This is a genomic window from Sulfuricaulis sp. (assembly GCF_024653915.1).
Taxonomy (GTDB): domain Bacteria; phylum Pseudomonadota; class Gammaproteobacteria; order Acidiferrobacterales; family Sulfurifustaceae; genus Sulfuricaulis.
On sequence record NZ_JANLGY010000006.1, the window covers coordinates 1 to 26,394 of the forward strand.

20 protein-coding genes are annotated in these 26,394 nt (G+C 59.1%); 15 read left to right on the forward strand and 5 right to left on the reverse strand.

Translation table 11 applies throughout. From position 1 onward, the window contains the following. From NUV55_RS03505 to NUV55_RS03525, 5 genes are all read right to left on the reverse strand, one after another. The coding region (locus NUV55_RS03505; RefSeq protein ID WP_296670437.1) for a hypothetical protein at positions 1–212 on the reverse strand (212 nt) is incomplete at its 3' end. A 195-nt stretch (positions 213–407) separates the two neighbouring features. After that, a complete protein-coding gene (locus tag NUV55_RS03510; protein ID WP_296670439.1) occupies positions 408–977 on the reverse strand; it encodes an SPOR domain-containing protein in 570 nt (189 codons plus the stop codon). A gap of 9 nt (positions 978–986) precedes the next feature. Next, positions 987–2,747, reverse strand: coding sequence for an arginine--tRNA ligase (gene argS, locus NUV55_RS03515; RefSeq protein WP_296670441.1), 1,761 nt, complete (start codon positions 2,745–2,747; stop codon positions 987–989). Between the two features lie 202 nt (positions 2,748–2,949). Further along, complete coding sequence (locus tag NUV55_RS03520; protein WP_296670442.1) at positions 2,950–3,606, reverse strand: hypothetical protein; 657 nt, start codon at positions 3,604–3,606, stop codon at positions 2,950–2,952. Continuing rightward, positions 3,606–6,092: a penicillin-binding protein 1A gene (locus NUV55_RS03525; protein WP_296670445.1), complete on the reverse strand. Its 2,487-nt coding sequence runs from the start codon at positions 6,090–6,092 to the stop codon at positions 3,606–3,608. Before NUV55_RS03525 ends, NUV55_RS03520 begins: the two co-directional genes overlap by 1 nt. Before the next feature lie 304 nt (positions 6,093–6,396). Here NUV55_RS03525 and NUV55_RS03530 point away from each other — a divergent pair, with 304 nt between their 5' ends. The 15 genes from NUV55_RS03530 (at position 6,397) to NUV55_RS03600 (ending at position 26,378) form a co-directional block, all read left to right on the forward strand. Next, complete coding sequence (locus NUV55_RS03530; RefSeq protein WP_296670448.1) at positions 6,397–7,473, forward strand: pilus assembly protein PilM; 1,077 nt, start codon at positions 6,397–6,399, stop codon at positions 7,471–7,473. Next, on the forward strand, positions 7,470–8,045 hold the full coding sequence (locus NUV55_RS03535) for a PilN domain-containing protein (protein ID WP_296670449.1): 576 nt from the start codon (positions 7,470–7,472) through the stop codon (positions 8,043–8,045). The genes NUV55_RS03530 and NUV55_RS03535 overlap by 4 nt, the downstream gene beginning before the upstream one ends. Beyond that, positions 8,042–8,665, forward strand: a complete 624-nt coding sequence (locus tag NUV55_RS03540; protein ID WP_296670451.1) for a type 4a pilus biogenesis protein PilO — start codon at positions 8,042–8,044, stop codon at positions 8,663–8,665. Before NUV55_RS03535 ends, NUV55_RS03540 begins: the two co-directional genes overlap by 4 nt. A gap of 5 nt (positions 8,666–8,670) precedes the next feature. Beyond that, the gene (locus tag NUV55_RS03545; RefSeq protein ID WP_296670452.1) at positions 8,671–9,189 is read left to right on the forward strand and encodes a pilus assembly protein PilP; all 519 of its coding nucleotides are present in this window, start codon (positions 8,671–8,673) and stop codon (positions 9,187–9,189) included. A gap of 26 nt (positions 9,190–9,215) precedes the next feature. Next, positions 9,216–11,858 carry a type IV pilus secretin PilQ gene (pilQ, locus tag NUV55_RS03550; RefSeq protein WP_296670454.1) on the forward strand — a complete coding sequence of 881 codons (2,643 nt, stop codon included), beginning with the start codon at positions 9,216–9,218 and terminating at the stop codon, positions 11,856–11,858. Positions 11,859–11,938: 80 nt separating this feature from the next. Then, positions 11,939–12,481, forward strand: coding sequence for a shikimate kinase AroK (gene aroK / locus NUV55_RS03555; protein WP_296670456.1), 543 nt, complete (start codon positions 11,939–11,941; stop codon positions 12,479–12,481). Next, a complete protein-coding gene (aroB, locus tag NUV55_RS03560) occupies positions 12,462–13,547 on the forward strand; it encodes a 3-dehydroquinate synthase (RefSeq protein WP_296670458.1) in 1,086 nt (361 codons plus the stop codon). The genes aroK and aroB overlap by 20 nt, the downstream gene beginning before the upstream one ends. Then, positions 13,547–14,674 (forward strand): deoxyguanosinetriphosphate triphosphohydrolase, encoded by a 1,128-nt coding sequence (locus tag NUV55_RS03565; RefSeq protein WP_296670460.1) that lies wholly within the window; start codon positions 13,547–13,549, stop codon positions 14,672–14,674. Before aroB ends, NUV55_RS03565 begins: the two co-directional genes overlap by 1 nt. 354 nt (positions 14,675–15,028) lie before the next feature. Further along, a complete protein-coding gene (gene gltB / locus NUV55_RS03570) occupies positions 15,029–19,630 on the forward strand; it encodes a glutamate synthase large subunit (protein WP_296670461.1) in 4,602 nt (1,533 codons plus the stop codon). Further along, positions 19,623–21,068 carry a glutamate synthase subunit beta gene (locus tag NUV55_RS03575; protein ID WP_296670462.1) on the forward strand — a complete coding sequence of 482 codons (1,446 nt, stop codon included), beginning with the start codon at positions 19,623–19,625 and terminating at the stop codon, positions 21,066–21,068. The genes gltB and NUV55_RS03575 overlap by 8 nt, the downstream gene beginning before the upstream one ends. 96 nt (positions 21,069–21,164) lie before the next feature. After that, entirely contained in the window at positions 21,165–22,232 is a 1,068-nt protein-coding gene (gene hemE / locus NUV55_RS03580) for a uroporphyrinogen decarboxylase (protein ID WP_296670464.1), read from the forward strand. 5 nt (positions 22,233–22,237) lie between these two features. After that, complete coding sequence (locus NUV55_RS03585; RefSeq protein WP_296670466.1) at positions 22,238–22,663, forward strand: hypothetical protein; 426 nt, start codon at positions 22,238–22,240, stop codon at positions 22,661–22,663. Positions 22,664–22,937: 274 nt separating this feature from the next. Continuing rightward, on the forward strand, positions 22,938–24,299 hold the full coding sequence (locus tag NUV55_RS03590) for a GGDEF domain-containing protein (RefSeq protein ID WP_296670731.1): 1,362 nt from the start codon (positions 22,938–22,940) through the stop codon (positions 24,297–24,299). A gap of 104 nt (positions 24,300–24,403) precedes the next feature. Continuing rightward, entirely contained in the window at positions 24,404–25,738 is a 1,335-nt protein-coding gene (locus NUV55_RS03595) for a diguanylate cyclase (protein ID WP_296670468.1), read from the forward strand. A gap of 88 nt (positions 25,739–25,826) precedes the next feature. Continuing rightward, positions 25,827–26,378, forward strand: coding sequence for a hypothetical protein (locus NUV55_RS03600; protein ID WP_296670470.1), 552 nt, complete (start codon positions 25,827–25,829; stop codon positions 26,376–26,378). Positions 26,379–26,394: the final 16 nt, after the last annotated feature.

Genomic DNA, 26,394 nt, shown 5'->3' on the forward strand with positions numbered 1-26,394 from the left:
CCCAACATGCCGGCTAACCCGCCCGCGCCGGGGCCGGCGATCGGCAAGCCGCACGGTCCGGCGCTCGCGAGCATTTTGTCAATCTGTCCTTCGACGAAGTTTCTGACGATGTTCTTCACGAGGTCTTTGGCCAGGAACGCGAACGGCCCGATGGCCTGTGCAGGCAGGGAGAGCAAGGTGACCAACAGGAAGTATCCGGCTATGCGCTTCATAGTTACTCCTCACCGTATTTTGTGCAGGATGCGGAATTAGTTGTTAGTTGGGATGGCGCGTCGAATTTCCCAGTATACAGAGCGACAGAAAAAAAGCGGTGGATAGTTGAATTACCGTGAATTAGGTCGGCATCCCAATGAAAAAAACTGAATCAAGAGGCCTGAGGAACTGCTTTGATGGGGACGAACAAGAAGTTAGCCGATCTCGCCCTTTTTGACTTTCAGCCGCAGCGCTTTGACACCCATCTTCTGCAACTGTTGGGCCGCGCCTTCTAATTGCTCGATATTATCGTAGGGGCCGAGGCGCACGCGGTGGTACTCGCCCTTGCCCTCGATAATGATTTTCTGGATATGCGCGACCAGGCCCGCGAGCGCGAGTTTGGCCTTCATCTGGTCAGCCTCTTCGAAGCCCGCAAAGGAACCTGCCTGCAGAATGTAACTCACTCCCTCCTCCGGTTTGGCTTTGACCGGTTTGGCGCGGGCCCGCCGCTCGGGTAGCACGGTCTCGGTTTCCGGCAGGATGGTATAGAAATCGAATTTCGGCTTGGGGGTTTTCGCGGGTTCCAGTTCTTTCCTGGCGGGCTTTTCCGCCGGCTTGCTGATACTGGAAAAGAAATTCCCGAGGCCGCTGCGGCCGTCTCCGCGGTGGGAGTACATCTGCCACAGCATCACCCCGGCCACGCCGATGCCGATGCCGACCACGAGCAGCAGCCAGCCGGGTTTGCGGAAACGGCGTGCCGAAAATCTTTTGCGTCTGCGCACCATGCGGCTACTTTACATTGCCTCGGGCGCTGACACACCCAGAAGCTTCAGCCCGTTGGCAATTACCTGACGCGTGGCCACGATCAGATTGAGGCGTACATCGCGTACCGCCGCGTCCTCGACCAGAAAGGTATGCGCACCGTAATAGGTGTGAAAGTCATGGGAGAGTTCGCGCAGGTAATAGGCAAGCTGATGCGGTTCGTGGTCCCGCGCCGCCGCTTCCAGCACCTCCGGGTAGCGCGCCAGCCGCTGGATCAGCGCCACTTCATGGGCCTGTGTCAGGCGCGCGAGGTTGCGGTCGCCGTTCGCCGGATCGTGACTGAAGCCCTTTTCCTTCATCTGCCGGAACACGCTGTAAATGCGCGCGTGCGCATACTGCACGTAATACACCGGATTGTCGTTGGACTGCGACTTGGCCAAATCGAGGTCGAAATCCATGTGCTGTTCGCACTTGCGTAGCACGTAGAAAAAACGCGCGGCGTCATTGCCGACCTCGTCGCGCAGTTCACGCAGCGTGACAAACTCGCCACTGCGGGTGGACATCTGCATGCGCTCGCCGCCTTTGTAGAGGATGGCGAACTGCACCAGCAGCACGTGCAGCCGCTCAGGATTGTCGCCGATGGCAGACAATGCTGCTTTGACACGTGGGACGTAGCCGTGGTGGTCCGCGCCCCAGATGTCGATAACCTGGTCGTAGCCGCGCTCTAGCTTGTCCATGTGGTAGGCGATGTCGTGGGCGAAATAGGTCATCTGACCGTTCTCGCGCACCACCACGCGGTCTTTCTCGTCGCCGTAGTCGGTGGAGCGAAACCACAGCGCACCCTCTTTTTCGTAAACATGTCCTGATTTCTTGAGGCGTTCGATGGCGCGCTCGGCGGCGCCTTCTTCGACCAGCGCGCGCTCGGAAAACCATTGATCATAGGTGACGCCGAACTCTTCCAGATCCTGACGGATGTCGTCGAGGATAATCTGTAACCCGAGGTCAAATACCTTGCGATAGGCCGTGGGACCAAGCAGGGATTTCGCGCGCTCAATCAGCGCGTCGATATGGGTTTCCTTGTCACCGCCTTTAGGTTCGTCGGGCGGGATGTTTTCAAATATTTTCGCGGACGCGTGCCGGTACTTGTCGGCGTTTTCGCGGTGCAGGGTGGCGCCGATGTCGTAGACATAATCGCCCTTGTAACCGTTGACGGGGAAGTCGAATTTTTCGTCGCACAGTTCGAGATAGCGCAGCCACACGCTGGTGGCGAGGATGTCCATTTGGCGGCCGGCGTCGTTGATGTAGTACTCGCGATGGACCTGGTAGCCCACGGCATCAAGCAGATTCGCCAGCGTGGCGCCATAGGCCGCGCCGCGCCCGTGGCCGACATGCAGCGGGCCGGTGGGATTGGCCGAGACAAATTCCACCTGTACCTTGCGACCGGCGCCCATCTGGCTGCGGCCGTAGGTCTCGTGCTTTTCCAGAATTTCGCGCACCACGATGTGATAGGCATCGGCGCTCAGGAAAAAATTAATGAATCCCGGACCGGCAATTTCGACCTTGACGATTTTTTCGGACGCGGGCAAAGCCTTGACGATTTTTTCGGCCAGCTCACGCGGTTTAACGCGCGCTTGTTTGGCCAGCACCAAGGCAATGTTGCAGGCGAAGTCACCGTGTTCCTGGGACTTGGTGTGGTCCACCGTGATCGCCGCGCCGTGAGCTGGTGGCAGCGCGCCGGTAGCCTCCAGGCCTGCGAGTGCCGAGGCGATGAGATTTTCGATGTGGTGCTTCAAGAGATGTCCGAGATTGTTTGTAGTCTCTGCGTCTGGCGCTTAGCCCTCACCCCTTGCCCTCTCCCGCTCGCGCGGGAGAGGGGGAGTCGGTTGGCTTCAAGCCGGAAATCTTATTTCGGCTTGAAGCCAGAGACATTGACTGGACGTCGATTCTACCGGCCCGGCGGGGGCGCGAAAAGCGTGATCGTGGCTCGAAAGTCGGTTATGGCTCAGCCTCCTCAGTCATGAGGTTTTCCACTTCGCGCAGATTGGCACGTTTCATCGGTTTGCCGTCCACCGGGCTCAAGGGCGATTCGCGCGCCTCGCGCCGGTCGAATATGCACAGTTCAATCGGAACGTTGTCGGCGGTGAAGCGGTAAGCCGGGAACGTCTCCTGACGGTCGCCGCCGAAACGCAGACGACGGTCGGCCTGTTCGTAGGGGATACTGTGTTCCTGCAGCCAGAATCCGATTTCCTCCGGGGTATCGGCGGTGAGGTGAATCTCGATCTCGGTGGCCGAGGTGACGGTGCCGCTCAATACCGGCCCCACCAGGCGTGGATCGAATTTGGACAAAAAGCGCATGGCCTCGGCGGCGAGTTCGCGCAACCGGCGCACACTTTGATTAAGGTGGCCTCCGTGAAACAAGCGCAGGTATTCCTGCAGCGCGGCATCCACTTCGTCGTTGCCCGGCAGGTTTTTGGTCTCGGGCAAGCCCAGACGCGCCGCGGCCTTGCGCTTGGCGGTATGGAAATCGCGCACGCCCTCCTCCGCCATGATGCGCGCGGCATCGGTCGCAATGTGCGTGCGCAGCTGATCCTCGCCCAGTGAGTTTGGTTTGGCCCTGTGCCCGTTCTGAGAAGAGCGGGGCTTGTGGCGCATCAGAAGAGTTTCTCGCGCACGTTTTCCGGCACCTTTTCCGGCACGGTCTCGGGAGAGGTTTCTCCTTCAAGCCCGGGAAGAGTCTGGGGGGTTTCCGTGCCCTGGACGAAATATTCCTCGATGGCCAACGGATTGTCGGGCGAGGTGGGTTTCCCGGTCTCGCTATCGATGGTGATGCGCACCATGGTTTCCGGCGGGATCAGCGGCTTTTCGGGAACACCCTCGAGCGCCGTGCGCATGAAATCAATCCACACCGGGAGTGCCGTGCGCCCGCCGGTTTCCGCCCGGCCGAGCGAGACCGGCTGATCGAAACCAATCCAGGCTGTCGTCACCACTTCACTGTTGAAGCCCGAAAACCAGGCGTCGCGATAGTCATTGGTGGTACCGGTCTTTCCGGACAGGTCTTTGCGTCCCAGAACCAGCGCGGCCCGACCGGTGCCGGCGCGAATGACATCCTGCATCATGCTGGCCATGAGAAAGCTGGTTTCGGGACTCAGTGCGCTCGGTGCGTACACCGGTTTGTTCTGATCCTTGCCTGGACCGGCGGCGGGTGCAGTGGCCGGATTGGGTGCAGCCTGACCGGAATTTAAAGGCATGTCGAGCGCCGGTGTTTTACATTCCCGGCAAATAACCGCCGGTCTGGCCTGTTCCAGTATTGTGTGGTTGGCATCCTCCACGCGCGCGATGAAGTATGGTGTGATCCGGTAACCGCCGTTGGCAAATACGGCAAACGCGCTCACCATCTGCATGGGAGTCGCCGAGGCGCTGCCGAGCGCGAGCGACAGGTTGCGTGGAATTTTGGCCGGGTCAAAACCAAAGCGTTCCATGTATTCGACGGTGTAGGAAACGCCGATGGCGCGCAGCAGCCGAACCGCAACCAGATTGAGCGATAGCGTTAGTGCCTTGCGCAGGCGTGTCGGACCGAAGAATTTTTTGCTGTAATCCTCGGGCCGCCATTCCTCCTCGGGGGAGTCGCCGCCATCCATCACGATCGGTGCGCCGCTGACCGTGGTCGCGGCGGTGAAGCCTTTGTCCAGCGCCGCGCTGAAAATAAAAGGCTTGATGCTCGATCCGGGTTGGCGCTCTGCCTGGGTGACACGGTTGAAACTGCTTTGTTGAAAGTCAAAACCGCCTGTAAGTGCGAGCACGGCACCGTCGCTGGGGCGCAAGGCCACTAGCGCGCCGGCCACTTTCGGAATCTGCGCCAGGCGCCACGAGCCGGTTTCCTGCATCTGTTGCGGATCTTCGACGGCTTCAAGATAAATAATGTCACCCGGCTTGACCACGTCGGCGGCATTTTTGGGGGCGTTACTCAGGCTGTTCTCATCAATATAACGTCGGGCCCACGACAAGCCCTCCCAGCCGAGCTCGACCGTGGCACCGTCCTGGGTATAGACCTGTGCGTTTTTTTCCTCAACCTTGAACACCACACCCGGCAACAATCCGCCCACGATGCGGAAATCCTTGAGGGCGTCGTCGAGATATTCGGCCTCGGGTTTTTCACGGATCGTCACGTGACCGGCTGGTCCGCGGTAACCGTGGCGGCGCTCGTAATCCAGCAGGCCGGTACGAAGCGCCTTGACCGCCGCCTGCTGGTGTTTGGCGTTGAGAGTGGTGTAGACGTGAAAGCCGCCGGCGTAGGTTTTTTCGTCGTACGTCTGGATCATGTACTGCCGAACCAGTTCGGCCACGTAGGGTGCCGCGGTGTCCGATTGGAGCGAGTGCTTGGCCGCCGCCAGCGGTGAATCGATTGCTGCCGTGAAAGCCGTTTCATCGATGAAATCGAGATTCAGCATCTGCTTCAGAATGGCGTTGCGCCGCTCGAGGGCGTTCTCGGGATTGGTCAGGGGGTTGTCCCGTGACGGTGCTTTCGGCAGGCCGGCGAGCATCGCCATCTCCGGCAGCGTCAGCTGCTGGAGATTCTTGCCGTAATAAATCTGGGCGGCGGCGGCGAAGCCGTAGGAGCGGTGCCCGAGAAATATCTTGTTGAAGTAGAGTTCAAGTATTTGCTGTTTGCTTAATTCACGCTCGATCTTGAAGGCGAGCAGAACCTCCTTGATTTTGCGCGTGTAGGTTTTTTCGGGACTGAGAAAAAAATTGCGCGCCACTTGCATGGTGATGGTGCTGGCGCCCTGTCCAGTCGACTGGGTGCGGAAGTTGTGCCACGCGGCCCGCAGAATGCCGACGAAGTCGACGCCATGGTGATAAAAGAAAGAACGATCTTCGGCCGCCAGTACTGACTTGATAAGCATGTCCGGCACCTCCTCAATTTTTACCGGAATGCGTTTTTCTTCGCCGAACTCGGCGATCAATTCTCCGTCAGCGGTGTAGACCCGCATGGGCACTTTCAGCTGTGCCCCCGAAAGATCATCCAGGGAGGGAAGTGTGGGCGTGAGAATAAGTGCGATCAGGGTGAGTAGCACCACCCCGCTCGCGAACAGACCAAAAAGCCCGATCAGCGCCAGTTGCCAACGCTGTGTGGGCAAGTGCTGGCGGGTCCATCGGGAGAAAAAACTCCCAGAATCATTCATGTTGGGAAAGGGATGTGGAAACCTGTGTCAGGGAACGTCCGAAGCCCGGCGTGCCAGGGATTATAAACCACTGCTTGCCGGACACGGTATTTCTGAACAAAACGCCTTTGTTCCCTGGGAAAATCTGTTGAAAAACCCATAAATCCCGGCTAATTCAATGATTTGTCATTATTGAATTCTATGGTCTATATTTGGTTCTAGCATTTAATCTACATTAGATGTATCAATCATAACTCATGGATTTAGAGAGGAAAATAAAGTGAGCGCCCTTGCGGGATTATTTTCCAAAAAGAAGCCGCCACTGATAGGGATCGACATCAGTTCCTCCGCCGTCAAGGTGCTCGAACTGAGCAGAAACGGCGAGCATTATCGCGTCGAGCGCTATGCGGTGGAGCCCCTACCCCAGAATGCGGTGGTGGAGCACGCGATTACGGAAGTCGAGCAGGTAGCGCAGGTGGTAGAGCGCGCCGTCAAGAAATCCGGAACGAAGGTCAGGCACGCCGCCGTCGCGGTGCCGGCGGCGCATGTCATCACCAAAACCATCAAGATGGCAGCCAACCTGAGCGATCAGGATCGCCAGACACAGGTGGAGATGGAAGCGGATCATTACATCCCCTATCCGCTGAATGAAATCAATCTCGATTTCCAGGTTCTGGGCCCGTCGGAGAGCAACCCGGAAGAAGTGGACGTATTGATGGCCGCCTGTCGCAAGGAAATCGTGGATGACTATCTCGCCGTCATCCAGGCGCCAGGCCTGACGCCCATGGTGGTGGATGTCGAAACCTATGCCATGGAAAATGCCTTTTCGCTAATCACCAGCCACATGCCCGGTGGCGGCATGGAAAAAACCATCGCCGTGCTGGATATCGGCGCCACCGCAACCACCATCAACGTGGTGCATAACAATCGCTCGGTTTATACCCGCGATCACGCCTTCGGCGGTCGGCAGTTGACGGAAGAAATTCAGCGTCGCTACGGCCTGTCTTATGAGGAAGCGGGGCTGGCCAAGAAACAGGGTGGCCTGCCTGACAACTATCAGACGGATGTGTTGCGGCCATTCATGGAAGCCATGTGCCAGGAAATCATGCGTGCGCTGCAGTTCTTTTACTCCTCCACGCCGTTCAATAGCGTGGATCAGTTACTGCTGGCCGGCGGTTGTGGGCAAATCTCGGGTATTGATGAACTGGTGGCGGCGCGCATAGGCGTGCCGGCGATGGTGGCCAATCCCTTCGCAAGCATGTCGCTGGCCTCACGCATCAAGCCGCAGCACCTGTCGAATGACGCCCCCTCGCTCATGATCAGCTGTGGGCTTGCCATGCGAAGCTTCGACCTGTGACCACGCGGGTTAATCTTCTTCCCTGGCGTGAGATGCACCGCAAGGAGCAGGATCGTCAGTTGCTGACGATCGCTGTGGGCGCATGGATTCTGATGGCTGTGATCATTTTCTATGCTCACGTGCACGTGACTGCTCTGATAGAAAACCAGACCAAACGCAACGATTTTCTTAATCAGGAAATTGCCAAGGTCGAGCTGGAGATCAAGGAAATCGCTGAGCTGAAAAAGAAGCGGGCAGATCTGATCGCGCGCATGAACGTGATCTATCAATTGCAGGGGGACCGCACCCGAGTGGTGCATCTTTTCGACGAACTGGCACGCAAGCTGCCGGACGGTGTCTATCTGGCGTCACTGGTTCACTCGGGTAGCAGCATCGCGCTCAAGGGTGTGGCCCAATCGAATGCCCGCGTTTCGGCGCTCATGCGTAACCTGGCTGCTTCGGACTGGTTCGCCGAGCCGGAACTCGAACTGATTACCGTCAAGGCCCAGGGAAGCGAGCGCGTTAGTGATTTTTCTCTCAAGGTCAAGCAAGCCGCCAAGCAGCAGAAAAAGATCGAGGATACCGGCACATGACGCTGGACGATCTAAAAAATATTGACTTCAATAATCTCGGTTCTTGGCCAGTACCGATCAAGATCGGCAGCATTCTGGTCATATGCATTGTCATTCTATTCGCCGGTTTCTGGTTTTTAATCCAGGGCGAACTCGATGAGTATGCCGGAGCGCAGAAAAAGGAAGAAGGTTTGCGCGAGACCTACATGAACAAGAAAGGCCTGGCGATCAATTTGCCGGCCTACCAGCAGCAGATGGATGAAATGGAGCAGACCTTTGGTAGCCTGCTGCGACAACTCCCTAATACGACAGAAGTTCCGGACCTGTTGGTGGATATCACTCAGGCCGGTCTGGGCCGTGGCCTGGAATTCACGCTATTCCGCCCGGAGAAGGAACTGCCCAAGGATTTCTACGCTGAAATGCCGATCAGCGTTCAGGTCCGTGGCAGCTATCATGAGCTGGCGCAGTTTGTCAGCGACGTCGCCGCGCTTCCCCGCATCGTAACTTTTGGCGACATCAATATCAGTTCATCTGGGAAGGACAACAAGCTGACCATGTCGGCCAAGGCCAGGACCTATCGCTATCTCGAGGAAGGGGGCGTTGCCAAACCGGTCAAAGCCAAGCCTCGGGGGCGGAAGTGATAGCCATGAAACCGGTAATACCACTGCTCATGGCGAGCTTGTTTTGCGTGACGCTGACGGGTTGCAGCAGCGATGGCTTGGAAGACCTGCGCGATTTTGTCAAGAACGCCTATGCCGACAAAAAGCCTAAGGTAGAACCACTGCCGGAAATCAAAATGCAGGAAACATTTATTTATAATTCGGCAAACCTGGCGGATCCCTTCGCTGCTTTCAATCTCAAGCCACAAGGTCAAAAGAGCGCCAGCGGACCGCGGCCGGATCCCAATCGTCGCAAGGAGCCGCTCGAAGACTATCCGCTGGATTCGCTGAAGATGGTGGGTACCCTTTCGCGGGGCAAGCAGGCGTGGGCTGTGATTCAAGCGCCAGACGGGACCGTTCACCGTGCGCAAGTTGGAGAACACCTGGGGCAGAACTCCGGCATGATCAACAAAATCACCGAGGAAAAAATCGATCTGATTGAGCTGATACAGGGCACCATGGGCGACTGGGTCGAGCGTGAAGCGAACCTGACATTGTTGGAATGAACTGGAAAAACAGAGGCGGGAAGATCATGAAACAGAAAATTCGAATCTTGCGCACCGTGGCGCTCGCGGCCGGCCGATCACTGGTGCTTCTGGTTGCCATGGTCGGGATATCCGCCAACGCGTTCAGCGCGGAAATCCAGTCCATCGTTTGGGAGCCGGGCAGCGAATCACCGGTGCTGCAAGTGCGCGCGGCCGGAGAGAGTACGTTTACCACCCAGGTGCTGGAAGAAGGCCAGCGTTTGCGTATCAGTTTTCCAGACAGCAGTATGGGACCGTCGCTTGCCGAGCTTCAGGGTTTGGACAAGGTGAAGGGTGCGTATCCCTATCTTGCCGATAATGGCACGACCGTTGTGGTGGATTTGCTGATGAACGAACCCGGCCAGCTCGATGTACAAAAGGCCGAATACGGATACCGCGTAGTAGCCTCCACGACAGCACCTGCACCCGTTACACCGGCCGTGAGCGTTGCCGAGACCCCGTCAGTGGCGCTTGCACCGCCTGCTGCGATGGAAACGCCGATTAAAGCCGAAGAGCCCATTACGGAAAAACCTGCCACCGCCGAGCCGGCGCAAGCTGTCGCCCCGGTCGCGGATGAGAAAAATTCCATTAATGAGATTGTCTACGCCAAGTTGCCCGGCGATCGTATTCAGATCACCTTCAGAATGACGAAGGCGCCTACCGAGCCGAACGCTTTCACCATCACTAATCCGGCGCGTATCTCGCTGGATTTTCCGAATACCCGTGTCGGACTCGAAAAGAAGAATCTCTCGATCAAGGAAGCGGCTGTCACCAACGTGACCGCCATCGAGGCGGAGGACCGCTCACGCGTAGTGCTGAGCCTGATCAAGCCGGTTGCTTATTCCACGAATATTGAAGGTAACAATTTTATTGTGACCGTGGAGGCGCCCGTCAGCGCCATTGCCGGGGCGGTCGAACCCAAGACCACGCATTTTGCCAGCACCCGCAAGACCGGTAAGTACAGTGTGAAGGGCATTGATTTTCGTCGTGGGCCGCAGGGCGACGGCAAGATCATCATCGATCTCTCCGATCCCACCGTGGGCATCGATATCCGTGAACAGGCCGGTGAGATCATGCTCGATTTCCTGAATACCTCGGCGTCCGCCGAGTTACAGCGCCGACTCGACGTGGTTGATTTCGCGACCCCGGTGCAAACGATTGATACCTTCACACAAGGCAAAAACACGCGCATGATCATCACGCCCAAGGGCAAGTACGAGCACCTGGCGTACCAGACCGGTAATGTCTTTACCGTCAGCGTCAAACCGGTGATTGAAAAGCCGGATGAAAAAAAGGTGGATGAGTTCGGTTATTCCGGCGAGAAACTGTCGCTCAATTTCCAGAATATCGAGGCGCGTGCGGCACTGCAGGTGCTGGCGGATTTTACCGGCCTCAATTTCGTCGTGGGCGACACGGTCAAGGGATCCCTTACGCTGCGCCTGAAAGACGTGCCGTGGGATCAGGCGCTTGATCTTATTCTTGACAGCAAGAACCTCGCGATGCGCCGCAAGGGCAATGTTGTGACAGTGGCGCCCGCGCCCGAGGTGGCGGCCAAAGAAAAGGCCAATCTGGAGGCCACCAAGGCGGTGATCGAACTCGAGCCGCTGATTTCGGAACTCATCCAGATCAACTATGCCAAAGCCGATGACATTGCGAGCCTGCTAAAGTCCATCAAAGCCGTGACCACTGCCAGTTCGCAAGAGCATCCGGTATTTGGCAGCTCGGCCACGGGCGCCACCATAGAGAAATCGAGCGCGTCCAATACGCTGCTGTCACCCCGTGGGCAGGTGACGGTTGATCAACGGACCAACTCTCTCCTCGTTCAGGACACGCCAGGCAAGATCCGGGAAATTCGCCGACTGATTGCCCAGCTGGACCAGCCTGTGCGTCAGGTGATGATTGAATCCCGTCTGGTGGAGGCCAGTCAGAATTACAGCAGGACCCTTGGTTCCCGTCTCGGTCATAAAACTGACAGGACCAAAGGTTCTACGCGCACTATTAGCTCGGGCAAATTAGATGTATTTGAAGACTACGTTAACAGTGGGACATTCGAATATATGCCAGGGGGTCTTAACGTTAACCTTCCTTCGGCAGGTATCGGTAGCTCAGCTCCTGGTGTGATTTCGGTTATCCTGTTTAAGGGCGCTAACATACTGGATTTGGAGTTATCCGCGCTCGAACAGGAAGGTGGAGGTAAAGTCATTTCCAGTCCACGCGTCATTACGGCTAACCAGAAAGTAGCGCGTATCGAGCAGGGTCAGGAGAGGGTATTCACTACCAACGTGCTGGGTGTGGGCTCCGTAGTTACAAAGAAGGCGACTCTGAAACTGGAAGTTACGCCCCAGATCACGCCAGATGACCGCATTAATATGGATGTGCATATCACCAAGGACAACTTTGCCGACGCCGCCACCGGCATATTGAACATCAAGGAGATAAAGACCCAGGTGCTGCTCGACAACGGTGAGACCGTTGTGATTGGCGGTATTTACGAGCAGGACAAGGTTGATACTGTCACCAAGGTTCCGTTCTTTGGAGATATTCCTCTGCTGGGCTGGCTGTTCAAGAGCAAGGAAGTCAAGGACAACAAGACCGAGCTACTGATTTTCCTTACCCCCCGGATCCTCGCGGATAACCTGAGCCTGCGCTAACCATCTCGACAAGCGGGACGGCTGTCTTACGGCGGCCGTCCCGCTTGCTATATGGTCGGGATGCTGGCATACCTGCGGCCATGAGCCGAGCGGACAATGTCTTTCTGATTGGCCCCATGGGGGCGGGTAAATCCACCATTGGGCGCCATCTGGCTGAACTCCTGAACAAGGATTTTCAGGATTCCGACCACGAGATCGAGAAACGCACCGGTGCCAACATCCCCCTGATCTTTGAAATCGAAGGCGAGGTCGGCTTTCGCAGCCGCGAGTCTTCTGTCATCGATGACCTCTCCCGTAAATCCAATCTAGTGCTCGCTACTGGCGGCGGTGTTATTCTGTCGGCGGATAACCGTCTTGCGTTACACAGCCGCGGCGTGGTGGTTTATCTGCATGCGCCGCTGGATACTCTCCTGCAACGCACGCGCCGCGACCGCCAGCGTCCGCTGCTGCAAACAAAGGATCGCCGCGGCACGCTGGAAGAGATCGTCAAGGCACGTGAACCGATTTACCGGCAAACGGCGGATATCGTGGTCGAAACGGCGCATCGCTCACCGGTGAGCGTGGCGCGCGAGATTGCGCGTAAACTGGAAGCCCTGCAATCCAATGAAAACGCTGGATCTTGATCTCGCGGCAAGGAGTTACCCGATTTATATCGGGGCGGGTCTGCTCGGCCAGGCCGAGTTGTTGACGCGGCATGTCGCGGGCACGAGGGTTGCCATTGTAACCAACGAGACAGTGGCCCCGCTGTATCTTGCCAAGCTTCGCGCCCACGTTGCCTCCCTCCAACCGGTCGAGGTGGTGTTGCCGGATGGCGAGCAGTACAAGTCGCTCGAGGTGCTGAATCGCATATTTGATGCATTGCTCTCAGCGCGCTGCGACCGGCGCACCACCTTGATCGCGCTTGGTGGCGGTGTCGTTGGGGACATGGCCGGCTTTGCCGCGGCGAGTTACCAGCGCGGTATCCCCTTCATCCAGGTACCGACCACATTATTGTCGCAGGTGGATTCCTCGGTTGGCGGCAAGACCGGCGTTAATCATGCGCTCGGCAAGAACATGATCGGCGCGTTCTATCAGCCACACGCGGTCATCATCGACACTGACACGCTCATCACCCTGCCGGACCGCGAGCTCTCCTCCGGGCTGGCCGAGGTGATCAAATATGGACTGATCCGTGACCCCGAGTTTTTCGTCTGGCTCGAGGCCAATCTGGACAAACTGCTGGCGCGCGATGCCGAAGCACTGGCCTTCGCCATCCACCGTTGTTGCCGCAACAAGGCGGAGGTGGTGGCCGCGGACGAGCTCGAATCCGGCGTGCGCGCCACGCTCAATCTGGGTCACACTTTTGGACATGCGATCGAGACCGGTATGGGTTACGGCGCGTGGTTGCACGGCGAGGCCATCGCCGCGGGCATGGCCATGGCGGCGGATTTGTCGCAACGGCTTGAGTGGCTCACCACGGCGGAGACGGCGCGCATTGAAAAACTGATAAGGCGCGCACGCCTACCGGTGCGTGCGCCCGGCTCGCTGTCGCCTGCGCGGTTTCTCGAGCTCATGGCCGTGGACAAGAAGGTGCAGGACGGTCGTTCGCGGCTGGTGCTGCTCAAGCATCTTGGCGAGGCCGTGGTGACCGACGAATGTCCACGCACGGCGCTTGAGGCGACATTGGCGAGCATGCGGGAAGCGGCGTAATGCTGGTCCCTTATGCCGCGCACGATGCTACTTCGCGCGGACGACGATATCCCGAACCCTCGCCCGCGAATCGTTCCGAATATCAGCGCGATCGCGACCGCATTATCCACAGTGCTGCTTTTCGCCGCCTGGAATATAAAACCCAGGTATTCATCAACCACGAAGGCGATCTGTTCCGCACGCGTCTGACGCATTCGATCGAAGTAGCGCAGATCGCGCGTTCCATCGGCCGTGCGCTGGGACTCAACGAAGACCTGACCGAAGCGATTGCGTTGGCACACGATCTCGGGCACACGCCTTTCGGCCATTCGGGTCAGGACGCGCTGAACGAATGCCTGCGCGATTACGGCGGTTTCGAACACAACCTGCAATCCTTGCGCGTCGTGGATGTGTTGGAAGAGCGCTACGCCGAATTTCCCGGGCTTAATCTTACCTTCGAGACGCGGGAGGGCATACTCAAGCACTGCTCGCTCAAGAACGCCCGCGAGCTGGGCGAACTGGGACAACGATTTCTGGAAAAAACCCAACCCGGCCTGGAGGCGCAGCTGGTCAACATCGCCGATGAAATCGCCTACAACAATCACGACGTGGACGATGGATTGCGTTCCGGATTGCTGACATTGGACCAACTGAAACCGATCGACCTGTTTGCCGGGCAATACGATGAAGTGATGCGACGCTACGCGGATATTCCCCCGCGCCGGGCCATTTACGAAACCATTCGCCGCATGATCAACCAGGTGGTCACCGACCTCATCGAAAACAGCCGGCATCGGATCGCGCAATCCGGGATCAAGGACATCGAGGGTGTGCGTCGCCACCCCGAGGCCTTGATCAGTTACACTCGCGAAGTGGCCGAAAAGTCACGCGAACTCAAGCGTTTTTTGAGACAGAATCTGTACGCGCATGAACGTGTGACCCACATGATGGGTGAGGCCATGAAGATCGTGCGCGAGTTGTTCGAGGCCTTCATGAAAGATCCGGCATTACTGCCAGATCAATACCAGGACAAACTCAGACAGCAGAACGGGGCGGGCGAGCAGGCCCGAATCGTGGCGGATTACATCGCGGGTATGACGGACCGTTATGCCGTGCGCGAGCATGAGCGGCTGTTTCCGGGTATTTAACCGGATAAAAGCCGTTTCCGCTCAATCCAACCTAATTGATCGCGACCGAAGGTCGCATCGGCTCGCTCCCTTCTCCCCAGCGGGAGAAAGGATGGGGATGAGGGGTGATCCCCCTCTCCCGCGAGGGGAGAGGGGATGTAGGTGAGAATCTCCCTTTGGATTGAACCGGCCCCGGTGGGCCGGTATACTTTTCGCCCCTTTTGCTCCTGTTTTTTCGAGGTTTTCGCGAGCAGAAGAACGAATATCCCCGATCCGGGCAAAGTCCCCGCTGGCGAGTTCGATAATGCAAACGGCAGATCGACGCATCAGAATGTCTGGTGCCGAGTCGCCACCGGCGGTAAATGAGAGCGGTGAATGAATTTGGGACAACATAAGACACATCAGGGTCTCTATGATCCGGCCTACGAGCACGACGCCTGCGGTGTCGGTTTCGTGGTGGACATGAAGGGTCGCCGTTCGCACAACATTGTCGAACAGGCGCTGACCGTTCTGCGCAATCTCATGCATCGTGGCGCCTGTGGCTGCGAGGAGAACACCGGTGATGGCGCCGGGATTCTGATTCAGATGCCGCACGCATTCCTGAAGCGCGAGTGCGGAAAGCTTGGCATCAAATTGCCCGAACCTGGCCATTACGGTGCCGGTTTGATTTTTCTCCCGCGCGAAGCCGCCGAAGCACGTCGCTGTCAGGATATGTTCGCCGATATCGTGCGCGAAGAGGGACAGACCCTGCTCGGCTGGCGCGATGTTCCGGTGGATCACGCATCGCTCGGTCCGACGGCCTGTTCAGCCGAGCCCGGCTTTAAACAGATTTTCATCGGCCGCGTACCCGGCATCGCCGACGACCAGGCCTTCGAGCGCAAACTCTATGTAATCCGCAAACGCATCGAGCATGCGATCTGGAATTCAGGCCTTAAGGAACATTCGCTGTTTTACATCCCGAGCCTGTCGGCGCGCACCCTGATCTACAAGGGCATGCTCACACCGACCCAGGTGGAGCCGATGTTCCCCGACCTGGCCGATCCCGCCGTGGAGTCGGCATTGGCGCTGGTGCATTCGCGTTTCTCGACCAACACCTTTCCGTCGTGGCCGCTGGCGCACCCGTATCGCTACATCGCCCACAACGGCGAAATCAACACCTTGCGCGGCAACATCAACTGGATGCGCGCACGTGAGGCCCTGTGCCAGTCACCGCTGTTCGGCGATGACCTGAAGAAAATCCTGCCCATCGTAATGGAGGGCGGCTCGGACTCAGCCACCTTCGACAACGTGCTCGAATTCTTGCACATGGCTGGACGTGAATTGCCACACGCCGTGTTGATGATGATTCCGGAGGCGTGGAGCGGGCACGAGATGATGGACGAGGACCGCAAGGCCTTCTACGAATACCATGGTTGTCTGATGGAACCGTGGGATGGTCCGGCCTCGATCGCCTTCACCGATGGCAACGTCATTGGCGCCATTCTCGACCGCAACGGTTTGCGCCCGTCGCGTTACTACGTGACGAAGGACGGACTGGTGGTCATGGCCTCCGAGGTCGGTGTGCTCGATATTCCGCCGGAGAACGTGCTTATAAAGGGGCGACTGCATCCGGGCCGGATTTTCCTGGTAGACACGCGCGAAGGCCGCATCATCGATGATGCCGAGTTGAAAAAGCGCTACACCTCGGCGCATCCGTACCGGGAATGGCTGAAGCAAAATCTGATCTCGCTCGATCAATTGCCGCAGCCTCCGCAGGTGCCAGAGCCGGACCGCGCGACCGTGCTGCAGCGCCAGCAGGCGTTTGGCTACACCCACGAAGATCTGCGTATCCTCATGGCGCCGATGGCACAAAAGGGCGAGGAACCGGTGGGTTCGATGGGCAACGACGCGGCGCTGGCGGTGCTATCGGACAAGCCGCGTCTGCTCTATGACTATTTCAAGCAGTTGTTTGCGCAGGTGACCAACCCGCCGCTGGATGCTATCCGCGAGGAACTGGTGACGCAGATCGAAACCCCGCTGGGTCCCGAGAGCAACCTGCTTCAGCCCGGTCCGGAGTCCTGCCGCATGCTCAAGCTCAAGACGCCGATCCTGAGTAACGAAGATCTGGCAAAGATCCGTGCCCTACAGGGACGTAGTAATGCCGCGGGAGACAGGATGTCGGGAGCGGCTCATCTCGATCGCCCCGGTTTCAAGACCGTCACGCTGCCCATGCTGTTCCCCGCCGGTTCCGATGGGCAAGGGCTGGCACGCGCGCTGGAAGAATTGTGCCGCCAGGCCAGCGACGCCATTGCCCAAGGCAGCACCTTCATCATCCTGTCGGATCGCGGCGTGGATGTGCAGCACATGCCAATGCCGGCACTGCTGGCCACGGCCGGGGTACACCATCATCTCGTGCGTGCCGGCACGCGTGTGAAGGTTGGGCTCATCGTTGAATCCGGTGAGGCGCGCGAGACGCACCACATGGCGCTGCTGCTGGGTTACGGCGCGGGCGCGGTGAATCCCTATCTGGCCTTCGAATCATTGGACGACCTGATCCGCCAGAAGCTGCTGAGCGGCGTGGATCACGCGCAGGCGGTCAAGAATTACATCAAGGCGCTGAACAAGGGCGTAGTGAAGATCATCTCCAAGATGGGCATCTCCACCATTCAGTCTTATCGTGGCGCGCAGATATTCGAGGCCATCGGTCTCGACAAGAAGTTTATCGATCAATACTTCACCTGGACCGCCTCGCGTGTCGGCGGTATCGGTCTCGACGTGGTAGCGCAGGAAACTTCCTTGCGCCATCACCGCGCCTATCCCGAGCGGCCGGTGGGCCCGCCCGAACTCGACTGGGGCGGACACTACCAGTGGCGCCGCGACGGCGAGTATCACATGCTCAATCCCGACACGGTAGCCAAGCTGCAGCACGCCACGCGCGCCAATTCCTACGAGATGTTCAAGGAATTCTCCCGTGCCTGCGATGACAGTGCGGAGCATCTGGCGACGCTGCGCGGGTTGATGGAACTGAAGCTTGCTGACCGGCCGATCCCGATCGGGGAGGTCGAGCCGGTGGAAGCCATCATGCAGCGTTTCGCCACCGGCGCCATGTCTTATGGCTCGATCAGCCTGGAAGCGCATGAGGCGCTCGCCATCGCCATGAACCAGATCGGTGGCCGTTCCAATTGTGGCGAGGGTGGCGAGGACCCCGAGCGTTACGGCACGGTGCGCAATTCGCGCGTCAAGCAGGTGGCCTCGGGCCGTTTTGGCGTCACCAGCCATTACCTGGTCAACGCCACCGATCTGCAGATCAAGATGGCACAGGGTGCCAAGCCCGGCGAGGGCGGCCAGTTGCCCGGTCAAAAGGTGTATCCGTGGATCGCCAAGGTACGCTTTTCGACGCCCGGCGTCGGCCTGATCTCGCCGCCGCCGCATCACGACATTTATTCGATTGAGGACTTGGCGCAACTGATCCATGACCTCAAGAACGCCAACCGCGAGGCGCGCATCCACGTGAAGCTGGTCTCCGAGATCGGCGTGGGCACGATCGCCGCCGGTGTGGCCAAGGCACACGCCGACGTGGTGCTCATTTCCGGACATGACGGCGGCACCGGCGCTAGTCCGCTGTCCTCGCTCAAGCACGCCGGCCTGCCGTGGGAACTCGGCGTGGCCGAGACCCAGCAGGTGCTGGTGATGAACAAGCTGCGTGACCGCATCACGGTGCAAACCGATGGCCAGATGAAGACCGGTCGCGACGTTGTCATCGCCGCGTTGCTCGGCGCGGAGGAATACGGCTTTTCGATTGCGCCGCTCGTGGTGCTCGGCTGCATCATGATGCGCGTGTGCCATCTGAACACCTGCCCGGTCGGTATCGCCACCCAGGACCCGGAGCTGCGCAAGAAATTCGCGGGTAATCCGGAGCACGTGATGAATTTCTTTCGCTTCGTGGCGCAGGAGACACGCGAGTGGATGGCGCGACTTGGATTTCGCTCGCTGGACGAAATGATCGGGCGCGTGGACCGCCTGAACGTGAAAAAGGCGGTGGATCACTGGAAGGCGCGCGGCCTCGACTTCTCGCAGATACTGCACCAGCCCGACGCGGGACCCGAGGTGGCGACCCGCCGCGTGCGCGATCAGGATCACGGCCTCGACAAGGCGCTGGACGTGGTGACCATCCTGCCGCTGTGCCGCGATGCGCTGGAATCAAAAAAACCGGTAGACATTATTTTGCCCATCCGTAACGTCAATCGCACCGTGGGCACCATTCTGGGCGCAGAGGTTTCGCGTCGTTATGGAGCCGAAGGGTTGCCCGAGGACACGATCCGTATTCACTTCAACGGCTCCGCTGGCCAGAGCTTCGGTGCGTTCCTGCCGCGCGGCCTCACCTTCACGCTTGAGGGTGACGCCAACGACTACGTCGGCAAGGGCCTCTCCGGCGGTAAACTCTTTGTCTATCCGCCGCGTCAGGCGAGTTTCGTCCCGGAGGAAAATATCCTCATCGGCAACGTCGCGCTGTACGGTGCTACCAATGGTGAAGCCTATTTCCGCGGTGTTGCCGGCGAACGCTTTGCCGTGCGCAACTCCGGCGCGCACACGGTGGTCGAGGGCGTGGGCGACCACGGCTGCGAGTACATGACCGGCGGCCGTGTGGTCGTGATCGGTTCCACCGGGCGCAACTTCGCGGCCGGCATGTCCGGCGGTGTGGCCTACGTGCTCGACGCGGTCGGCGACTTCAAGCGCCATTGCAACCTCGCCATGGTCGATATCGATCCCCTGGCTACCGGCGAGGACGTTGATCTGGTGAAGGACTTGCTCAAGCGCCATGTGCACCATACCGGCAGTACGGTAGCGGGAAAGATTCTTGCCAACTGGAAGTCCATGCAGGCGAAATTCGTGAAGATTACGCCCAAGGATTACAAGCGCGTGCTCGCGGCCATTTCCAACGCACGCCAAAATGGTATTTCGGAAGAACAGGCGGTGATGGAAGCAGCGCATGGGTAAGATCACCGGCTTCATCGAGTTTCACCGCGCCAAGCAAACCTACCGTCCCGTCACCGAACGGGTGCGCGACTGGAAGCAGGTCATGCGCCCGCTCCCCGAAGAGGAGCTCAAAAAGCAGGGCGCGCGCTGCATGGATTGTGGCATCCCGTTCTGCCATCAGGGCTGCCCGCTGGGCAACCTCATCCCCGATTGGAACGACCTGGTTTACCGCAGCCAGTGGCAAGATGCGATCGATCGCCTGCACGCGACCAACAACTTCCCCGATTTCACTGGCACGCTCTGCCCCGCCCCGTGCGAGGGCGCCTGCGTGCTCAGCATCAACGACGATCCGGTGACGATCAAGGCGATTGAACTCGCCATCATCGACCGTGCCTTCCAGGAAGGCTGGATCAAGCCCGAGCCACCGAAAGTGCTGACGGGCAAGAAGGTCGCCATCGTCGGTTCCGGCCCCGCGGGCCTGGCCGGGGCGCAGCAATTGCGGCGTGCGGGTCATGATGTCACCGTATTCGAGCGTGACGATCGCATCGGCGGCCTGCTGCGCTATGGCATCCCCGAATTCAAGATGGAAAAAAAAGTACTCGACCGGCGCCTGGAGCAAATGCAGATCGAAGGCGTGGTGTTTAAGGCGAATGCGCACATCGGTGTGAACGTCACGGTTGGGGAGCTGAAGAAAAAATTCGATGCGATACTGCTCGCCGGCGGCGCTTGCGCGCCGCGCGACCTCCCGGTACCGGGACGTGAACTCCAGGGCGTGCACTTCGCCATGGAATATCTCACCCAGCAGAACCGCCGTTGTGAGGGTGAAAAAGTCCCGATGAATCAGGAGATCACTGCCAAGGGCAAGCATGTCGTGATCATCGGCGGCGGCGACACCGGCGCCGATTGTCTGGGTACTTCTAATCGTCAGGGCGCCAAGAGTGTGCACCAGCTGGAAATCATGCCGCGCCCGCCCGAGCACCGGGCCGCGAACAATCCCTGGCCTGAATATCCCCACGTCTACCGCGTTTCCTCGGCGCACGAGGAAGGCGTGGAACGGGTCTACTCGGTTTCGACCAAACGTTTTATCGGCGATGATCAAGGTCGCGTCAAAGCGCTCGAACTGGTGAAAGTCGAGCTGGTCCACGAAGGCGGCCGCGCCAGCTTCAGGGAAATTCCGGGTAGCGAGTTCACCCTGCCCACGGAGCTGGTGTTGCTGGCCATGGGATTCGTCGGACCCGAGAAGCCGGGCCTGCTGGAAAACCTGGGCGTGAAACTCACCGAGCGCGGCAATGTCTGGCGCGACGGCAACTGGATGACGAGCGTGCCCGGTGTGTTCACTGCCGGCGACATGCAGCGCGGCCAGTCACTCATCGTCTGGGCCATTGCCGAGGCGCGCTCGGCCGCGCGCGGCATCGACAAATATCTCACGGGCGCCTCTGACCTTCCGGCGCCTTTGTAAAAAGAAAATCCACCGCCAAGACGCCAAGGGCGCCAAGATTTTCAGATTGAAATTGCTTTTCTTGGCGTTCTTGGCGCCTTGGCGGTTCAAACTCATATGGTAGAACTCAAGAACGACCGATTACTTCGTGCGCTGCTGCGGCAGCCGGTGGACGTGACGCCCGTGTGGATCATGCGCCAGGCGGGGCGCTATCTGCCCGAGTATCGCGCGGTGCGCGAGAAGGCCGGCGACTTCCGGACGCTCTGCACCACGCCGGAGCTGGCCTGCGAAGTGACGCTGCAACCGCTGCATCGTTTTGCGCTGGATGCCGCGATTTTGTTCTCCGACATTCTCACGATTCCGGATGCCATGGGTCTCGGGCTGTATTTCACTGAGGGTGAAGGCCCGCGTTTCCAGAGGCCGGTGCGTACGGCCGCCGATGTCGAGGCGCTGTCAGTGCCGGACCCCGAGGTCGAGCTGCGTTATGTCATGGACGCGGTGCGCCTGGTCCGGCGCGAGCTGAACGGCAAAGTCCCGCTCATTGGTTTCGCCGGAAGCCCGTGGACGCTCGCCACCTACATGGTGGAAGGTGGTGGCAGCAAGGATTTCGGTCTCGTTAAAGCCATGATGTTCGATCAGCCCGCGCTCATGCACCGGCTGCTGGATGTGCTGGCAGACGCCGTGACGGCCTATCTCAACGCGCAGGTGGCCGCCGGTGCGCAGGCGTTAATGGTTTTTGATACCTGGGGGGGTGTGCTCAGTCCGCGCGACTATCGCGCGTTCTCGCTGGAGTACATGGAACGCATCGTGCGCGGTCTGACGCGCGAACACGAAGGCCGGCGGGTGCCGGTGATCCTCTTCACCAAGAACGGCGGTCAGTGGCTGGAAGCCATGGCCGCTACCGGCTGCGATGCGCTGGGCATCGACTGGACTACCGATCTCGCAGACGCCCGTACGCGCGTCGGAAACAGCGTGGCCTTGCAAGGCAATATGGACCCGTCTGTACTGTATGCGTCGGCCGAGCGCATCCGCCACGAGGTTGGCGTCGTTCTCGAAAGCTATGGAAATGGTCATGGACATGTTTTCAACCTTGGGCACGGCATTCATCAGCACATTGAACCGGAAAAAGTCGCGGTGGCCGTGGACGCCGTGCACGAGCTGAGCCGTCCCTATCATCAGGCCTGATACGGATGGATCAAGGCCGGTGCCCGTTCGAGAAGGCCATTCTGAGCGTGCAGTGTGACTGTGAGCTGGCCACCCGGTTTTCCATCGCGGAACAGATAGGGGTGAATTGCCGCTCCGGCATCGCCCGCAACAATTGCACCATGCTGCTGGCCTTGATGCGCGAACGCGCGCGCTTTGCGCTCAAGGTGACGAACACTTCTGACAGCCTTCCCTTCGGCAAGGAAATGAAAGTCATGGTCGGCGGCCTCATCGGCCTGCAAGGCCTGCTGATGACGGAGCCGGGCGTCACGCGGGTGAGCAATATCCACGCGCTGGTGCAGCAGGCGCAGGAAAAATACACCTCGCTGGAGTCGCTGCCTTATCAGGAGATCATCAAATCCATTACGACGTTCCAGAACAAGCGCCGTGGTCACGCGCACCCCAAGCCCTGATCCCGGATCTAAGCCGGGTTCTCCGGTATCGGTGGTAAGTCTTTGATGCGCGTTGCATGCGCCTGTTTCATCTTATGAAACGTTGTTATTTGGAATGGGCGCGGGTAAATTGACGTCTATTCCGCAAATATACGGATGTCTTGTTTCGGTAAGAAAAACAAGAAAAACATAATAATCGTTCTGCGACAGCTCCACAGGGATAGGGCGCCCGTGTCGCATCACGCCGGCGGCTTGCGGATAGTACCGCCGTCCAGGCAGGAGGTGGGGTCAATTGGTGCAGGATGAATCCGAGGCGAGTGGTGCATCGTCCTCGAAAAAGTTGCTTGGATTGCTGGAAGGTCTGAAACGCACACCGGTCGGTGCCGTTATCTACGACCAGGTGGCGCGTGTCGTGGAAGAACAGGAAGGCGTCCAGGCCAAGGTGGACCATGCCTATGCCTCGTTGCTGCATCTGCTCCTGAATGCCTATGCGCGCGATCCGAGCGCGGATCACATTACCCGCATCAACGCGCGCCTGATCCAGTTGCGCCGTGGCCCGATCGCCCCCCGGATCGGCAGCAAAGTCCCGGAAGACAGCATCGAAGAGAAACTCCATAAGGCGGCTGAATCGCAGGTTCCCGGACGCGCGGCTACCGCGGACACGAAGACCGAACCCGAGCCGGCCACGCGGATGAAAGCGGCCCCTCCGCCGGCGCCAAGTTCTCCTCCGGCCTCGACGCCCCCGCCGAATGCCGGAAAGGGCATGACGGAGGCGGAACGCCGTGTCGACGCCGCTTACCGCCAGCACCTCGATCAGCAGCGCAACGAAATCGAAAAATTGCAGGAGACGCTTGCCAAGACCGTGGCCGATGCCATCACACAGAACCGTGAATTCGGCGCGTTGCTGCAAATCGAATTGCGCGCCTTGCAGCAGGCCAATGGCGACAAGGAAATCGAACAGCTGCGGCAGATTCTGGTCGGCGGTCTGGAAGAGCTGATCCAGGGACAGAATTCGCTCGAAACCAAGCTGCACAAAACCGGAGGTTATCTCCGGCTCGTCAAAGCCGACAGTGAGCGCTTGCACGATGAGCTCAACAAGGTACGGTTGCTGTCACTGACCGACGAGTTCACTGGCTTGCCCAACCGACGTGCGTTCATGCGCCGGCTCCAGGATGAGATCAGTCGCTCACATCGTTACGGTTCGTCGCTCGCACTCGCCATGATCGACCTGGACGAGTTCAAGGCCATCAACGATATCCATGGCCACGCCGCCGGCGATGCGATTCTGCGCTGTTACGCCACCGAGGTGCTGACGGTGTTGCGCCACCACGATTTGGTCGCGCGTTACGGTGGTGAGGAATTCGCGGTTCTCCTGCCCAACACCACTCGCGAGGGCGCGGTGGCCGCCATCCAGAAAGTAAGGAATCTCGCGCTGCAGGTAGTGTGTGAGTTCCAGGGCCGGGATTTCAAACTGCCCACGTTTTCCACCGGGGTCGCCCTGTATTCGCCCGGCGAATCTCACACCGATCTCATCGACCGCGCCGACCGCGCCCTGTACCGTGCCAAACGGCTGGGTCGTAACCGCATCGAGATGGAGCAGGGGCTGCCCCCGGCGACGACCCCGGCCCGAGACAAGAATAACGGCCACAGCGGCTGATCCGGCCTTCCCTACCGATCCGCTTTTTTTGAGTTGTGAACCGGATGTTTGCCGACTAATCTCCTTAAAGGCAGGTCTTTCACGCCTGCACAAAGGAGATGGCTTTGGCGGATTCCAGCACACCCATGTCGGCGGATCCGTCGCTGTTGCAAAGCCTCAAGCTCCATCTCGAGGGCCTCAAGCGCACCCAGCATGGGCAAATTCTCTACAACCAGATTCAGCGTGGCCTGCAGCAATACGGCAGCGAGGACGGGCGCATCGAGTTTGTCTTCGTTACTTTCCTGCATGCCCTGCTCGGCAAGTACGCCATGAGTCCGGCCTGTGATCCGGCCACGCGTGTAAAGGCGCGCCTCATCCAGCAGCGGCTCACGCTTTACCTGCCCAAGGCGCCGCCGGCGCCGAAACCCGCTGTCACGCCGCCCCGGACAGCCACGCCCGTGGAGGCAAAGCCCGTAATAGCTCCACCAGCAAAACCCAAACCTTCCGCTCCCCCCGTGCCCGTGGTTGTGGCGAAACCGGAGCCGGCACCAGTAATAAAGCCAGAGCCGGTTGTGGAAACAGCCACGCCTCCAATGGTGGCCAGCAAGCCAACGCCAGTCGAGGCGGAACCGGTACCACCCGCCGAGCCGATGCCACCGTCGCGGCAGGAGAAGATTGAGGCGCTGGAGGACACGCTCGCCGGGCAGGTGACGGAGAGTATCGCTGTCGACGAAAAATTCGGAGAGTTGCTGGAGAAAGAACGCGAGACCCTGAAAAATCTCGACAGCCCGTTGGGCGAGTTCGCTGACCTCAAGCAGATCCTGGTCAAGGGATTGAACGAACTGATCGAGGAACGCGAGTCGCTGATTGATAAGCTTTCCAGCGCCGGCGATTATCTCAAGGCGGTAGAAACGGATCGCGAGCGTCTGCGTCAGGAGCTCGGCCACGCGCGCAAACACAGCATGGCGGACGAGCTCACCGGCCTGCCCAAGCGCGACGTGTTCGTGAAACAGCTCGAGGCCGAGATCGGGCGCGTGAAGCGCTATGGCTTTGCGCTGGCTGTGGCAGTCATCGATGTGGACAACCTGGAGTCCGTCAACAAGCGCTATGGCCGGGACGCGGGTGATGCGGTGCTGCGTTGCTACGCCAGCCAGATTCTTGCCAAGTTTCGCACCTACGATCTGGTGGCGCGCTATGGCGACGATGAATTCGCCGTGCTGTTCCCGAATACGCAAAAGGACGGCGCCATGCACGCGCTGGAAAAGGCGCGCAAAAACGCCGCCAGCACCTTCATCCAGCTGGCTGGAAAAAATGTCCCGCTCCCGAGCTTTTCGAGCGTGCTCACCCAGTATTCTCCGGGTGAGCCGGCGACCATGTTGCTCCTGCGCGCCGACCAGACGCTGAGCCAGGCCAAGATCGGCGGCTATAACAGAATGGTGGTGGCGCTCCCGGCTTCCTGACGGGCAAATTAAACCGCCCGAGTTCTGGCCCACGATTCCTCGATACGTTAGTATCACGCCGCCACGTTCACATGGAGGAGAGGAATACATGCGTTTTCGTATCATTCTGGCCGCCCTGGCGGCAGGCTTTAGCAGCGCGGTTTCGGCCGATTCCCTCGACATCAACCTCAACGACGACAGCATTCAGGCGATTTACGCCACCAACTGGCGTACCGCTGAATTCAACGCGGGCCTTTTGTCCAACAGCGACCAGAACGACTGGGCGGCCAGCATCGGCCTGCTTGCCCTGGGCGAACAACAGACCGGTGAAACCCGGATTGAAGGCGGCCTCGGCGGTAAAATTTACCTGGCCGATGTCGCCAATCAGGACGTGCTGGCGCTTGGCTTGGGCGGCCAGTTCCGGACGTTCCCGAACAACGGCCCGATTGGTCTGAGCGGTTTCTTGTATTACGCCCCGGATATCGTGACGGCAATGGACGGCGAAAAATTCTGGGAATGGGGCGCCCGCGCCGAGTTCGAGGTGGTCAAGAAAACCGCCAATATTTACCTCGGCTACCGCAAGGTGCGCGCTGACCTCGACAATGGCCAGAACGTAACCGTGGATTCCGGCCTCCACGCGGGAATCAAGATTACCTTTTAATTTCGATATCTTCTCG